The organism is Sphingomonas qilianensis (assembly GCF_039614825.1).
In the GTDB taxonomy this organism is placed as follows: Bacteria; Pseudomonadota; Alphaproteobacteria; order Sphingomonadales; family Sphingomonadaceae; genus Sphingomonas; species Sphingomonas qilianensis.
In genome coordinates this window covers 645,406-660,250 of sequence record NZ_JBDIMF010000001.1, presented here as the reverse complement: position 1 = coordinate 660,250, position 14,845 = coordinate 645,406, and the positions used below count along the sequence as shown (strand labels likewise).

At 65.4% G+C, this 14,845-nt stretch carries 13 protein-coding genes; 2 read left to right on the top strand and 11 right to left on the bottom strand.

The window, feature by feature from the left end:
- Positions 1-9 precede the first annotated feature (9 nt).
- The 9 genes from ABC969_RS03190 to dut form a co-directional block, all read right to left on the bottom strand.
- On the bottom strand, positions 10-966 hold the full coding sequence (locus ABC969_RS03190) for a UDP-glucuronic acid decarboxylase family protein (protein WP_345862900.1): 957 nt from the start codon (positions 964-966) through the stop codon (positions 10-12).
- Position 967: 1 nt separating this feature from the next.
- Positions 968-1,948 carry a GDP-L-fucose synthase family protein gene (locus ABC969_RS03185; protein ID WP_345862899.1) on the bottom strand — a complete coding sequence of 327 codons (981 nt, stop codon included), beginning with the start codon at positions 1,946-1,948 and terminating at the stop codon, positions 968-970.
- Complete coding sequence (locus ABC969_RS03180; RefSeq protein WP_345862898.1) at positions 1,949-2,581, bottom strand: class I SAM-dependent methyltransferase; 633 nt, start codon at positions 2,579-2,581, stop codon at positions 1,949-1,951.
- Positions 2,582-2,586: 5 nt separating this feature from the next.
- Entirely contained in the window at positions 2,587-3,687 is a 1,101-nt protein-coding gene (gmd, locus tag ABC969_RS03175; RefSeq protein ID WP_345862897.1) for a GDP-mannose 4,6-dehydratase, read from the bottom strand.
- Positions 3,688-3,833: 146 nt separating this feature from the next.
- Entirely contained in the window at positions 3,834-3,956 is a 123-nt protein-coding gene (locus ABC969_RS03170) for a hypothetical protein (RefSeq protein ID WP_345862896.1), read from the bottom strand.
- A complete protein-coding gene (gene wecB / locus ABC969_RS03165; protein ID WP_345862895.1) occupies positions 3,934-5,079 on the bottom strand; it encodes a non-hydrolyzing UDP-N-acetylglucosamine 2-epimerase in 1,146 nt (381 codons plus the stop codon). Before wecB ends, ABC969_RS03170 begins: the two co-directional genes overlap by 23 nt.
- Before the next feature lie 32 nt (positions 5,080-5,111).
- On the bottom strand, positions 5,112-5,882 hold the full coding sequence (locus tag ABC969_RS03160; protein ID WP_345863803.1) for a HesA/MoeB/ThiF family protein: 771 nt from the start codon (positions 5,880-5,882) through the stop codon (positions 5,112-5,114).
- Positions 5,879-6,277 carry a hypothetical protein gene (locus tag ABC969_RS03155; protein ID WP_345862894.1) on the bottom strand — a complete coding sequence of 133 codons (399 nt, stop codon included), beginning with the start codon at positions 6,275-6,277 and terminating at the stop codon, positions 5,879-5,881. Before ABC969_RS03155 ends, ABC969_RS03160 begins: the two co-directional genes overlap by 4 nt.
- Positions 6,278-6,522: 245 nt before the next feature.
- Complete coding sequence (dut, locus tag ABC969_RS03150; protein ID WP_345862893.1) at positions 6,523-6,993, bottom strand: dUTP diphosphatase; 471 nt, start codon at positions 6,991-6,993, stop codon at positions 6,523-6,525.
- 362 nt (positions 6,994-7,355) lie between these two features.
- Between dut and ABC969_RS03145 the strand changes: the two genes are divergently transcribed.
- Entirely contained in the window at positions 7,356-10,619 is a 3,264-nt protein-coding gene (locus tag ABC969_RS03145) for a PAS-domain containing protein (RefSeq protein WP_345862892.1), read from the top strand.
- Here the strand turns inward: ABC969_RS03145 and ABC969_RS03140 are convergent.
- Together ABC969_RS03140 and acs are read right to left on the bottom strand one after the other, a co-directional pair.
- Positions 10,609-11,259: a response regulator gene (locus tag ABC969_RS03140; protein ID WP_345863801.1), complete on the bottom strand. Its 651-nt coding sequence runs from the start codon at positions 11,257-11,259 to the stop codon at positions 10,609-10,611. The genes ABC969_RS03145 and ABC969_RS03140 overlap by 11 nt on opposite strands.
- A complete protein-coding gene (gene acs / locus ABC969_RS03135) occupies positions 11,256-13,145 on the bottom strand; it encodes an acetate--CoA ligase (protein ID WP_345863800.1) in 1,890 nt (629 codons plus the stop codon). Before acs ends, ABC969_RS03140 begins: the two co-directional genes overlap by 4 nt.
- Before the next feature lie 192 nt (positions 13,146-13,337).
- Here acs and ABC969_RS03130 point away from each other — a divergent pair, with 192 nt between their 5' ends.
- Positions 13,338-14,843: a DcaP family trimeric outer membrane transporter gene (locus tag ABC969_RS03130; protein WP_345862891.1), complete on the top strand. Its 1,506-nt coding sequence runs from the start codon at positions 13,338-13,340 to the stop codon at positions 14,841-14,843.
- The last annotated feature ends 2 nt before the right edge of the window (positions 14,844-14,845 follow it).

Sequence of the window (14,845 nt, the reverse complement as noted above, 5' to 3'; positions counted from 1 at the left end):
ACCGCTTCCTCAACGCACGCGATGGGCGAAATAGTCGATGGTTGATTTCAGGCCGTCGGCCAGCGCCACGCTCGGTTGCCAGCCGAGAATATCCCGGGCCTTGGCGATATCGGGTTTGCGTTGGCGGGGATCGTCGGCGGGCAGCGGCAGGCGGATCAATTCGGAGCGCGAACCGGTGAGCTGGAGGACCAGCTCGGCGAGCTCGATCATGGTGAATTCGATCGGGTTGCCGAGATTGATCGGGCCGGTGATGTCGGGCCCCGTTTCCATCATGGTGATGATGCCGGCGACCAGATCGTCGACGTAACAGAAGCTGCGCGTTTGCGCCCCGTCGCCATAAATGGTGATCGGTTCCCCGCTTAGCGCCTGGACGATGAAGTTGGAGACGACGCGGCCGTCGGCCGGATGCATGCGCGGGCCATAAGTGTTGAAGATGCGCGCGACCTTGATGTCGAGCCCATGTTGGCGGTGATAATCGAAGAACAAGGTCTCGGCGCAGCGTTTGCCCTCGTCGTAGCAGGAGCGCGTGCCGATCGGGTTGACGTTGCCCCAATATTCCTCCGGCTGTGGATGAACCGCGGGATCGCCATATACTTCACTGGTCGAGGCCTGGAAGATCTTGGCCTTTACCCGCTTGGCCAGCCCGAGCATGTTGATCGCGCCATGCACCGAGGTCTTGGTGGTTTGCACCGGATCGTGCTGATAATGGATCGGCGAGGCGGGGCAGGCGAGATTGTAGATCTCGTCGACCTCGACATAGAGCGGCAGGCACACGTCGTGACGCTGGAATTCGAGCCGCGGGTGATTGTGCAGATGCTCGATATTGCGCTTCGATCCGGTGAACAGATTGTCCACGCAGAGCACTTCATGGCCCTGTTCGAGCAGGCGATCGATGAGATGCGAGCCGACGAACCCGGCGCCGCCGGTGACGAGAATCCGCTTCCGGTCATCGTAGAGGCGTACCACGTCAGTTCCTTTGTAAAGGCGAGGGCGCGCCCGCCGAGGCTGGTGACCCAACACCATCTGCATGATCGACAAACCAGCGATAGACACTGGCAATCCCCGTTGCGAGCGGCACCGATGCGCTCCAGCCCAGAGCGGTCAATTTGCGCGTGTCGACCAGCTTGCGCGGCGTGCCGTCCGGGCGGGTCGCATCGAATGCCAGGCGGCCCTCAAAGCCGACCGTCTGGGCGACGAGATGCGCGAGATCACCGATGCTGACTTCGTCGCCAGTGCCGATATTGACGAAGCCGTCGTCGGAATAATGCTGCGCCAGAAAGATCAGCGCATCGGCGAGATCATCGACGTGGAGAAATTCGCGCAGCGACGTGCCGCTGCCCCACACTGACAAAGTATCGGCACCGGCGATCTTCGCCTCATGCGCCTTGCGCATGAGGGCTGGGAGCACGTGGCTCGATTCGAGATCGAAATTGTCGAACGGGCCGTATAAATTGGTTGGCTGGGCGGCGATGAAGTCGCAGCCATATTGTTTGCGATAGGCCTCGCACAGTTTCAGCCCGGCAATCTTGGCGATGGCATAATATTGATTAGTGGGCTCCAGCGGACCGGTGAGCAACGCGCTTTCGGGCATCGGTTGCGACGCGAGTTTGGGAAAGATGCACGACGAACCGAGGAATACCAGCTTCGCCGCGCCGGCGCGGCGCGCGCCCTCGATCACGTTGGTTTCGATTGCCAGATTGTCGTAGAGAAACGCCGCCGGCGCGGCCATATTGGCGGCGATTCCGCCGACCTTGGCGGCAGCGAGGAAGATCAGATCGACCGGGTTGGCGGCCATCCAGGCGAACGTCGCGGCCTGATCGCGCAGATCGATGCGGTGCTCGGGCGAGACGATGGAGCACCCTTCGCCGGCCAAGCGCCGGACAATAGCGCGGCCGACCATGCCGCTTGCGCCCGCCACCCAGACTTTCTTGCCGTGCAGATCGAACACCTAGTCGCCCTTCTTGCGATACGTGGCGACCATCGACTTGGCGAGCGCGGGGATGCGCCCGACACGATCGAAGCGGATTTCTTCAAAGCCGGCGCGCGCCATCAGCGTGCCGAGCGTCGATCGGCTCCAGAACTTGATATGGCCGCCTTCCCACAAGGCAGTGAAATGGTTGTCCAGCTTGCCGGTGGCCGCCATTGCGAGATTCTTGAGATAGGAATGGTAGGGCGTGGAGAGGATGGCGATCCCGCCGGGGATCAGTAATTCGGCAATCGCTTCAGCGTAGCGGTGCGGTGAAAAGACGTGTTCGGCGACTTCCAGGCTGACCAGTACATCAAACTGGCCGAAACGCGCGACGAGATCCTCCTCGGTAGAGCCGATTTCGAGCTGGCATTGCGGGAAATTGGCACGCGCGATGGCGATGCCGCTGGCCGCCGGATCCACCCCCGCCACGTGATAGCCCAACGCTGCCAGGTCCGCTGCCATCGATCCATTGCCGCAGCCCAGCTCGAACAGCTTCCTGCCGCCGGCATGCGCGTGAAGCGCGGCTTTAACAGCGGGATAGAGATAGGCATGCGTGTGCGACACCGCTTCGTTGTGGAAGCCGTAATCAACGATCGGCGCTGCCTCCGTCATGACGATCAATGTTTGACCACGTGGAGCGCGACGGCGCGCTCTTCGTCAGGGCGTCGCGTCTCCGCCTCGCGCGCCATCACCTTGAGATCCTCGCGCACCATCTCGGCGCAGAGCGCGTCGAGCGTGGTGGTCGCTTGCCAGCCGAGCAGCCGTTTGGCCTTGCTCGGATCGCCGATCAGCAGATCAACCTCGGTGGGGCGGAAATACCGCGGATCGACCTCGACCAGCGCTCGACCGGTGGTGCGGCATTTGCCGACTTCGTCGACGCCGGTGCCCGCCCAATCAATCTGCGTATCGACTTCGGCAAAGGCTTTCTCGACGAACGAGCGCACGCTGTGCGTCACGCCCGTTGCCAGCACGAAATCATCGCCCCGTTCGTGCTGCACGATGCGCCACATGCCCTCGACATAATCGCGCGCATGGCCCCAATCGCGCTGCGCATCGAGATTGCCGAGATACAGCACGTCCTGCAGCCCGAGATGGATCGCGGCAACCGCGCGGGTGATCTTGCGCGTAACGAAGGTTTCGCCACGCCGCGGGCTTTCGTGATTGAACAGGATGCCGTTCGAGGCGTGCATGCCATAGGCCTCGCGATAGTTCACCGTCATCCAATAGGCGTACATCTTGGCCGCGGCATAAGGCGAGCGCGGATAGAAGGGCGTGGTCTCCGATTGCGGGATCTGCTGCACCTTGCCGTACAGTTCGCTGGTCGAGGCCTGATAGATCCGCGTCTTTTCCGTCATCTTGAGCAACCGCAGCGCCTCCAGCAGACGCAGCGTGCCGATGCCATCGGCATTGGCGGTATATTCCGGCGTCTCGAAGCTGACCGCAACATGGCTCATCGCGGCCAGATTGTAGATTTCATCAGGCTGCACTTCCTGCACGATGCGTGTCAGATTCATCGAATCCGTCATATCGCCATAATGAAGATGCAGTCGTGCCCCGGATTCGTGTGGATCTTCGTAGATGTGATCGATGCGCGCCGTATTGAACGACGATGACCGCCGCTTGATGCCATGAACTTCATAGCCCTTGGACAGCAGCAATTCGGCGAGATAGGCGCCGTCCTGCCCGGTTATCCCAGTGATCAACGCCGTTTTCGTCATATCGCGCTCCGGCTGTTCATGTTGACCGCGGCGGCCTTGGCGGATGACTTCAGCAATAGCAGGCTGCGCTTTGCCGTCCAGTGCCAAGCGGACGCGACGCGCCACGTTGCCTGGCAAGGGCGCGGCGAATTGGCCAGCAAGATCGCCTAGCTCGCCAGTCGCATCGGTTCGGCGCGCTTGTACAGCGATGTGAACGCGGGGTGATCGACCGACACGATCATGCTGCCGCAGGTCTGCGGCCCGGCATCAGGGCGAAGCGGCGAAACCATCGGCAATTACCTTTGCGATCCTGATCGAGGCATGACCGTCGCCAAACGGATTGTGGGCGCGGGCCATGGCCGAATAAGCCGCCTTGTCGTCGAGGAGCGTTGATATTTCGGCAACGATGCGCGCGGCATCGGTGCCGATCAGCTTGGCGGTGCCGGCGGCGACGCCTTCGGGGCGCTCGGTCGTCTCGCGCATGACCAGCACCGGCTTGCCGAGCGCGGGTGCTTCCTCCTGCACGCCGCCGGAATCGGTCAACGCGATCTGGCACAGGCCCAGCGCGCGGACGAAATGCGGGTAATCGAGCGGTTCGATCCGGGCGACATTGGCATGGTCGCCGAGCAAAGCGTCCATCACCGACACGACATTGGGATTGGGGTGGCAGGGGAAGAGGATGGCGGTATCGGGGCGATCGGCGATCGCCTGGATCGCGCGAGCGATATTGGCCATGCCCTCGCCGAAATTTTCGCGCCGATGCGTGGTGACGAGGATGATGCGCTTGTCGGCAAAGCGCGCGGCGATGGCGTCGAGGCCCAATGCTAGCGCCGGATCGGCGGCGAGCCTGGCCTGTGTGGCATAAAGCGCGTCGATGACCGTGTTGCCGGTGACGTGGATCGTGGCGGGATCAATATTCTCGCGGATCAGCGCCTGCGCGGCGGTGTCGGTCGGGGCGAAATGCTGATCGGCGATCGGCGCAACGATGCGGCGGTTCACCTCCTCGGGCCAGGGCTGATAGATATCGCCCGAGCGCAGCCCGGCTTCGACATGGGAGATCGGAATTTGGCGATAATAGGCGCTGAGCGCGCCGACCATCGCCGTCGCGGTATCGCCCTGAACAACCACGCGATCAGGCTTTTCCGCGTCCATCACCTCGCCGAGCGCAGTGAGCAGGCGCGCCGTGAGCCGATCGAGGCTCTGGCCGGGCGCCATGATGTCGAGATCGATATCGGGGGTGAGGCCGGCGATGGCGAGCACCTGATCGAGCAGGCCGCGATGCTGGGCGGTGACGCAGGTGCGCACATCGAGGCCCGGCGTGGCTCTCAGCGCAGCGATGACCGGGAAGAGCTTGATCGCTTCGGGACGCGTGCCGAAGATGACGAGGACTTTGCGCGGAGCGGGGGTGGTCATGGGGCGGGCTCCGCGCGGTTCTATCGAGGGGGCTAACCGGCTGGGTAAGCGTGGGGCACGGCGCAGCGACACCCCGGATCCTTTGGCAGCGTGAGGGTGCGGAAGCGGAACGCCAGCGCGTCCACCAGCAGCAGCTTGCCTGCGCTGTCATCGCCGAAGCCGACGATCTGGCGCATCACTTCCAGCGCGGCGAGGCTGCCCAGCACGCCGGTCATCGCGCCGAGCACGCCTTGTTCGGCGCAGCTCGCCTCGGCGCGGTCCGGATCGCCGCCGACGAAGCAGCGGTAACACGGTTTGTCCGCCTCCCAGCCGCGAAAGGTGGCGAGCTGGCCCTCGAACTGACCGACCGCGGCGGAGATGAGCGGAACGCGGGCGGCCAGCGCGGCATCCGCGACCGCGAGGCGGGTGGCGAAATTGTCGCAACCGTCGAGCACCACATCCGCGCCCGCCAGCAATTTTGGGGCGTTGCCGGCATCGATCCGCGCGCGGTGCATCACGACATCGACCGTGGGATTGAGCCCGGCGATGGCCAGCGCCGCGGCGGCGACCTTAGGCTGGCCGATATCGTCGGTGGCGAAGATCGTCTGGCGTTGCAGGTTGGAAAGATCGACATGGTCGTCGTCGATCACGATCAGCCGGCCGATCCCGGCCGCGGCGAGATATTGCAGCGCCGGGCTGCCGATGCCGCCGGCGCCAATCACTGCGACGGTGGCGCGGCGCAGCGCCATCTGCCCGGCGCCGCCGACTTCCTTCAGCACGATATGGCGCGCATAGCGATCGAGATCAGCGTTGGTGAGAATCAGCCGTTCCAATCGAACACGATGGTCGCGCGATACCATTGATCGGTCGTCGCACGGTGCAGATTGCCGCGTGCAAAGCTCAGCACCAGCCCGGCGCTATATTGCTCGACCGTCGGGCAATTGATCGCGCGCGGCACCGTACGACGGATGACGCCATCCGCGCCGACCAGCGTCGCGACCTCGACCTTGACGCTATAGCGACCGTCGGCGGGGCGCGCGATCGGGCAGCGCCCTGCGGCGATTTCGCCCGCCACGAAGCCGGCAAGCGCGCGGGATTGCTGCGGGGCGACGACATAGGGCAGCGGCGCGAGCACTGACCAGTCGATGGGCACGGCGGGGGCCGGGGCGGGCACGACTGTGGCCTGCGCCGCGGCCAGCAGGATCAAAACATTCATCATCAACGCCCCGTGGACCGGAAACCCCCGCTACAGCGGTCTGCCTTATCCAACGTGGCGAGCTGGTCCAGTATGGCGCGTTGGACCGGGGCCGGAACGAGCTGAGGGAGACGAGCGCGGCGCGCGATAACGAACGCGCCGCCGAGATCGGCCTCAATTGCTTTCATCTCGCCGCGATCATCCATTTTCATGTCCTTTGCAGCGCATCTTCCGCTGCCGTCGTTTACGGCAGCCTTGCTGCCGGCCCGTCATACCCCAGTCGAGCCGAACCCCCCGATACCTCTCGATGTGGTGGCGGAAAACTCTTCTACCACCAGGAAGGTCGGCCGCAGGATCGGGAGAAAGACGAGTTGTGCGATGCGGTCGCCAGGATTGATCACTACCGGCTCGCTCCCGGGCGGTGTTCTAAGCCAAGTGCTAACGAATATCTGGTTTGCATAGTCAGCATCAATCGTGCCGACCGATTGCCCGAGGATAACGCCCTTTTTGTGCCCTAGCCCCGAACGGGCAAGCAGGAAGGCAACAACATTTGGATCGTTCATTAAGATTGCAATACCGGTCGGAACCAGCACGGCGTCGGCTTGGGGGCGCAGTTCTAATGGTCCGTCAATGCAGGCGTACATGTCGATGCCCGCAGACATGGCGGTCTGGAAATCGGGTAGCCCCCATTCACGGACACGGTCGTCAAGAATTTTCAATTCAAACTGCGGATTGCTCAATTGGATTCCCTTACGTTCGCATGCCTTGCGCTTCCGGCAGGGCTAGCCGAATGTCCGATGCCTATAAAGAGGCCTGTGTCTACGCGCTGGGGGATTGCTTGCCGCCAGGCGTCGGTTCAATCCCCTAGACGGGGCCGGCCGCCTTCATCCGCTTTTAGGTCAATCTGGGGGCCATCGAGATGCTAAGGTTAGGGCAATTGCCGAGATAGTGCCGATCCGAAGCAACCGGCCGCGCCAAGGCAATGCTGCCTTCTGGCGACCTTGTAATCCAGTGGCATGACTCCTTCAGGTCAATACGGTAAGCGGAGCATCGCTAGTCCGTCGCCAGGGGAACGTGCGGTCCGACGTATCGAGAACCACTGATGTTGTTTGCAGTCGCGCTGGCCTATGCCAGCCTGTTGTTTCTCTTTGCCTATCGTATCGACGGGGCCAAGGCGGGCGGGCATCCCGCGCGTTGGCGGGGAACCGCCTACGCGCTGTCGCTCACCGTCTATTGCACCAGCTGGACGTTCTACGGCGCGGTCGGCAGCGCAAGCGTCGGAGGGTGGGCCTATTTACCGATCTATGTCGGGCCGATCCTGCTATATGCCTTCGGCATTCGCTGGCTCGAACGCTTGCTCGTCGTGGCAAAAGAGGTCGGTGCGACATCGATCTCGGACTTTATCGGCACCCGGTTTGGTAAAAGCCGGGGGGTGGCGGCGCTGGTGACATCGCTCGCGCTCGCCGGCACGGTGCCGTATCTGGCACTGCAGTTGCGGTCGGTTGGCACCACCTATGCGCTGCTTTCCGATCACCGGTCGACCTTGCTGCCGATGGCGACCACCGCGGTGATGCTGGCGGTGTTCGCGATGCTGTTCGGCACGCGGCGCTACGAGGCGGCAGGGAAAAATCCCGGCGTCGTGTTCGCGATCGCGCTCGAAGCCAGCGTGAAGCTGATCGCCTTCCTCGCCATCGGGATCTTTGCGGTGCTGCTGATCGCGGCGGCGCCCGCCGCCAACCGCGCAATTGCCGTCGATCGCCTGGCGGGCTTGTTCGCACCGAGCACGCTCAGCGCTGATTTCCTTGTTACCACCGTGCTGGCCGGGATGGCGGCGATCAGCCTGCCGCGCCAATTCCACATCGCCGTTACGCAAGCCGATGGTGTGTCGGATATCCGCCGCGCGCGCTGGGTGTTTATCGGCGCGCTGGCGGTGTTCAGCCTGACGGTGCTGCCAATCACGCTGGCCGGGCTGGTGTCTCAGCCGCGCGGCGCCGCCGACATGCTGGTCATCACGCTGCCGCTACAAGCGGGCAGCTTTCCGCTCGCGCTGCTGGTGTTCGTCGGTGGCTTTTCGGCCGCCACCGGCATGGCGGTCGTCGAGATGATCGCGCTGTCGACGATGGTGTCGAACGATCTGCTCGCGCCCTTGCTGATCCGCCGGCTGGCGCGCGGGAGCGAGGCCGATGCCGGCGTGATCCTGCTGCGCGTGCGCCGCACGGTGATCGCGGTGCTGATGGCAATCGCGCTCGGCTATGCAGCCGCCTTGCCGGCGGGGGTCACGCTGGCGCAGACCGGGCTGGTGGCCTTCGCGGCGATGGCGCAATTCGCGCCGGCGCTCATCCTGGCGGTGCAGCGCGACGGTCGTGATGCGCTGGCCGCCAAGGCGGGGCTGGTCACCGGATTGGTGCTGTGGGCGGCATTCGTTCTTATTCCGGCGTTGGGAATTGCGGCTCCGCTGCGCGCGCTGGCCGCGGCGAGCGGCCTCAGTGCTTTTGCCACGGGCGCGGTGGTCAGCCTGGCCGCCAATATTGGCATTCATGCGCTGGTCGCCGCACGACAGGCGCGGGGCGAGCGCAGCGTCATTTGGTCGCCCGTCGACGGCATCGAAGGACGCGCGATGACCTCGGTGGAGCTGATCGATTTCGTCGCGCGCTTCGTGGGCATGGACAAGGCCCGGGCGGCGCTGGGCGGCGCGACGGCCATTGCGGTGTCGCGCGCGCAGGCCCGCATCGCCGAACGACTGATCGCCAGCGCGGTGGGCGCGCCCTCGGCGCGTGCGCTGGTCGCCTCGGCCTTGTCGGGCACGTCGCTGTCGGCGATCGAGGTGGCGCGGATGCTCGATGAAAGCGGGCAGAGCCTGCAATTCTCGCAGGGGCTGCTTGCCGCCACGCTGGAGAATATCGATCCGGCGGTCAGCGTGGTCGATCACGATCTGGCGCTGGTCGCCTGGAATACGCGCTATCTGGAGATGTTCGGCTTTCCGCCGGGGATGATCCGCGTCGGCGCCCCGGTGGCCGATGCCATCGCGTTCAATGCGATGCGCGGCGAATGCGGCCCGGGCGAGGTCGATCGCCATGTCGAACGCCGGCTTGCCAATATCCGGCGTGGGCGGCGGCACAGTTTCGAGCGGACGCGCAGCGACGGCCGCGTGCTGAAGACGGTCGGCGGGCCGATGCCGGGCGGTGGGTATGTGATGTGCTTCTCCGACGTTACCGCGGAGGCGCGCGCGCGCGACGTGCTGGAGACGGCGCGGATCGAGCTGGAGGCGCGCGTCGAACAACGCACCGCCGAACTGTCCGCCGTCAATGCCGATCTGGCGCGCGCGACGGCGGACAAGACGCGCTTCCTGGCCGCGGCCAGCCACGATCTGATCCAGCCGCTGCACGCCGCGCGGTTATTCACCGCCGCGCTGGACCGCGCGGTGGGGGGGCATCCGCTCGCGGCCAAGGTGGATCAGTCGATCGTCGCGGCGGAACGGTTGTTGCGCGCGCTGCTGGATATTTCACGGCTTGATTCGGGCGGAATCGTGCCGGTGGTGCAGCCATTTGCGCTGCGTCCGCTGCTGCGGGAATTGCTCGACGGGTTTGCGCTGCCTGCGGCAGAAAAGGGCCTGTCGCTGCGGCTCGCCGCGGGCGACGTGGTGGTGGCAAGCGATGCCACGATGGTGCGCTCGATCGTGCAGAACCTGATCTCCAACGCGGTGCGCTACACCGCGCAAGGCGGCGTGCTGGTGGGCGCGCGGCGGCGCGGCGGGGCTGTCGTGATCGAAGTGTGGGATAGCGGGATGGGCATCCCGGCGGCCGAGCGGCAGCGGATCTTCGGCGAATTCGAACGGCTCGAAAGCAGCGATGATGTCGGCGTCGGGCTGGGGCTCGCCATCGTCGATCGCACCGCGCGGCTGCTCGGCGCGCCGGTGACGCTGACCAGCCAGGTCGGGCGCGGCAGCCGCTTCGCCTTTACGCTGGCACTTGCTGCCGAGGCGCCGCTGGCGGCGCCACTGGTGCGGCCCACCACCGTCGCGCGCGCCGCTACTATCCTGGTGGTCGACGATGATGCGCGCGTTTGCGAAGCGATGGGCGCGATGCTCGCGGCACGCGGCCATCACGTGCTCGTCGCGGGCAGCGCGGCGGCGGCGCAGGCCATCCGCGCGCCTTACGACGTCGCGCTGATCGATTTCCATCTTGGCGGCGAGATCGATGGGCTCGCGCTGATCGCCGCATTGCCCTCCGTTCCCGCCGCGCTGGTCACGGCCGAGCCGGACCCGCAGCTCGCCCCCCGTGCTGCCCGGCGCGGCATCGCGCTGCTGACCAAGCCGCTCGATCCCGACGCGTTCGATGCCTGGCTGGCGGGGGCGCTTAGCGCTTGATCGGGGTAGGAGCGCCAAGCCCGAGCGCGCGCGCGGCCAGCGCCGCCTGCGTGCGACTGGTGACGTCGAGCTTGCGCAACACCGCGGTCATATGCGCGCGGACGGTGGGTTCGCTGATGCCGAGATCAAAGGCGATCTCCTTGTTGTAGCGCCCGTCGAGCACGCCAAGCAGAACCTTGAGCTGCGTTGGGGTGAGCGAGGCGACGCGCGCGGCGACCTCGTCGATCGGATCGATCGGCGCGTCATCGGCGCTGGGTGGCGGTGCCACCGTGCCATCGAGCGCCGCGGCGATGGCGCGCTCGATGGCGGCGAGATCGGCGCCTTTGCTGAGGAAGCCGATCGCGCCGAAGCGGCGCACTTCGGGCAGCGCCTGCGCGGCATCGGCGCTGGACACGACGAGGATCGGAACGAGCGGGCGCTCGGCATGGATCAACGCGACACCGGCATAGCCGCTGGCACCGGGCATCTTGAGATCGAGCAGGATGAGTTCGAGATCGTTCGTCTCTGCGGCCAGGGTTGCCGCGCGCGCCAGCGTGCCCGCTTCGAGCACGCGCGCGGCGGGGCGCACGGCAGCCACCGCCAATCCCAGCGCCTGGCGAAACAGCGGATGATCATCCGCGATCAGGATCGATCCGCTCAGCCGATCCGCTCCCGCACCAGCAGCTCGACGACCGACGGATCGGCAAGCGTCGAAATATCGCCGAGATTGCCGGTATCGCCTTCGGCGATCTTGCGCAGGATGCGGCGCATGATCTTGCCCGAGCGCGTCTTGGGCAAAGCTGGCGCGAATTGCAGCGCATCGGGCGTGGCGATCGGCCCAATCTCGCGCCGCACCCAGGCGCGCAGTTCCTCCCGGGTGGCGTCATCGCCGCTGTCGTCCGCGTTGAGCGTGACATAGGCATAGATGCCCTGGCCTTTCACGTCGTGCGGCATGCCGACGACCGCCGCCTCGGCGACGCGCGGATGGCCGACCAGCGCGCTTTCGACCTCCGCCGTGCCCATGCGGTGGCCCGAGACGTTGATCACGTCGTCGACCCGGCCGGTGATCCAGTAATCGCCATCGTCATCGCGGCGGGCGCCGTCACCCGTGAAATATTTGCCCGGATAAGTGCTGAAATAGGTCTGGAAGAAACGTTCGTGATCGCCCCACACGGTGCGCATCTGCCCCGGCCAGCTGTCTGCGATGACCAGATTGCCCTCGGTCGCCCCGTCAAGCACGATGCCCTCGGCATCGACCAGTTCGGGCTGCACGCCGGGCAGGGGCTTGGTCGCGCTGCCGGGCTTTGGCTGCGTGATATGCGGCGAAGGCGCGATCATGATGCCGCCGGTTTCGGTTTGCCACCAGGTATCGACGATCGGGCAGCGTTTGTCGCCGACCACTTCGTGATACCAGCGCCACGCCTCGGGGTTGATCGGTTCGCCGACGCTGCCGAGCAGGCGCAGCGAGGCGCGCGACGATCGCGCCACCCAGGCATCGCCCTCGCGCATCAGCGCTCGGATCGCGGTGGGCGCGGTATAGAAGATGGTCACGCCGAGCCGGTCGATCGTTTCCCACAAACGGCTGTGGTCCGGATAATTGGGCACACCATCGAACATTACGGTGGTCGCGCCATTGGCCAGCGGGCCATAGACGACATAGCTGTGCCCGGTGACCCAGCCGACATCGGCGGTGCACCAGAACAGATCGCCGTCGCGGTAATCGAACACCTCGCGGAAGGTGACCGCGGTCCACACCAGATAGCCACCGCTGGTGTGCACAACGCCCTTGGGCTTGCCCGTCGATCCGGAGGTATAGAGGATGAACAGCGGGTCCTCGGCGTCCATTGGTTCGGGCGGGCAATCCGGCGAGGCCTCGGCCATCGCCGCATCGTACCAGATGTCGCGGCCCGGGGTCATCGTGACGGCACCGCCGGTTCGGCGGACGACGACGACGCGCGCGACGCCCGAGCATTTCTCCAAGGCCGCATCGACGTTGGCCTTGAGTGGGATCCGCTTGCCGCCGCGGCAGCCCTCGTCGGCGGTGATGACGAAGGTCGATCCGCAATCCTCGATCCGCCCCGCCAGGCTGTCGGGCGAGAAGCCGCCGAACACCACCGAATGGACCGCGCCGATCCGCGCGCACGCCAGCATCGCCACCGCCGCCTCGACGATCATCGGCAGATACAGCGTGACACGGTCCCCCTTGGCGACGCCCTCGCTTTTGAGCACGTTGGCGAACTTGCACACGCGAGCGTGCAGATCGCGATAGGTGACGCGCTCGGTTTCGCCAGGCTCGTCGCCTTCCCAGATGATCGCGACCTGGTCACCGCGGGTCGCCAGATGCCGATCGAGGCAATTGGCCGAGACGTTGAGCTTGCCATCGGCGAACCAGCGGATGTGGAAGTCGTCGGCATCAAACGACGTGTCCTTGACCACGGTGTACGGCTCGATCCAGTCGAGGACCTGCCCGCGCTCCCGCCAATAGTGCTCCGGATCCGCGGCAGCCATATTGCGACGTTGCTGCAAGGCGCCTGCCGGCGCCGACATCGCGCCCTGAACGCCACTAGCTTCTTGGATCGCGCTCATCGTCTCTCCCTTGCTTACGGCTTTGCCCACTCCTTACGGAAGGACGGCGGCAGGCGGTATACGACGTTTATCGCGGTTAACGCCCGCCGAGCACTGCGTAATGATGATCCAAGACATAAGCGGGCCGACCCGCGGGTCGTTGGGGAGAGGCGAATGAGCAGTATCAAACGTCGCGCATCGCGCGTGTTGGCGCTTTCAGGATCGACCGCGCTGGCGCTGGTAGCCAGCCCCGCCAACGCGCAGTCGGCCGGCGCGTCGGTGCCGGTGAGCGCGCGCGAGGCCGCATTGGAGGCTCGGCTGAAAATGCTCGAGCAGGCGGTTTCCGATCTGCGTTCCGAACTGTCGCAAACGCGCGCGCAAAGCCAGGCAGCGGTGCCCGCCGCGCTGGCATCTTCCCCGCCGCCCGCCGCCGCGGGTTCGCCGGCCACAGCGTTGGCAGGCGTGTCGGGGCGCGGGATTAATACGCAAGTCGCGAGCAGCGGCACGGCGGGCGGGGCAACCGCCAACAGCGCCGCCTCGGGCACGGCCGCCACTCCCTCGGGCGACGGCTTCCGCATCGGCAACACGACCGTGAAGCTTGGTGGCTTTGTCCGTCTGAACGTCATCGCCAGCCGCTACAATGACGGTGAAGTCGCGGTCGGCGGCCTGGGCAAAGAATTCTTCCTGCCGCAGCAGATCCCCGTTGGCGGCGGGTTTTCCAGCGAAGACCTGCTATTCTCCGCGCGCCAGACCAGGCTCGTGTTCAGCACCTCCACCCCGGTCAACGGCACCGAAGCCAAGACCCTGATCGAGTTCGATTTCGCGCTGGCCACCGCGCCGGTCGGCGCGCAGCGTGCGACCAACCCCTATACGCCGACGTTCCGGCGCGGCTTTATCGAATATGGCAACTGGCTGGTCGGGCAGGAATGGTCGACCTTCCAGAACCTCGCCGTGCTGCCGGAGACGACCGATTTCGTCGGGCCGCTGGATGGCACAGTGTTCAACCGGCAGGCGCTGATCCGCTACACGACAACGCTTCGGCCCGATCTCACGCTGCAGCTGGCCGCGGAAAATCCCGAGACGGAAACCGCGCTGCCCACCAATGCCGCATTGGTCGACACCGATGACGATCGGCTGCCCGATATCGTCGCGCGGCTGAACTGGAAGATGCCGCTCGGCCAGTTCGCGCTCGCCGGGATCGCGCGCGAGCTGCGCACCGATACACTCGGCACCGGCGACACCGCGTTCGGCTGGGGCGTCTCCGGCTCGGGCAAGATCCCGATCGGCACGCGCCACGATCTGCGCTTCATGGCCACCTACGGGCAGGGCATCGGTCGCTATCTCGGGCTCGGCTATGTTCCCGATGCGCTGTATGGCGGCACGGCGCAGCAGCTGGAACGGATCGACAATTTTGCCGCTTTCGCGGCGTTACGGCTGGGCTGGACGGATACGGTGCGCAGCACGTTCATGGGCAGCTACCAGTCGGCCAGCTATCCCGATGGGCTCCCCGTCACGGGCCTGGCCAACGCCAAATCCTATGGCGGCGCGGCCAACGTCTTCTGGACGCCGGCCAAGGGCTTCGATCTCGGCATCGAATATCGTCACGCGGTGCGTGAGCTGCTGTCGGGGGATACCGGCGCGCTCGATCGCATCGAATTCGCAATCAAATACGGGTTCTGATC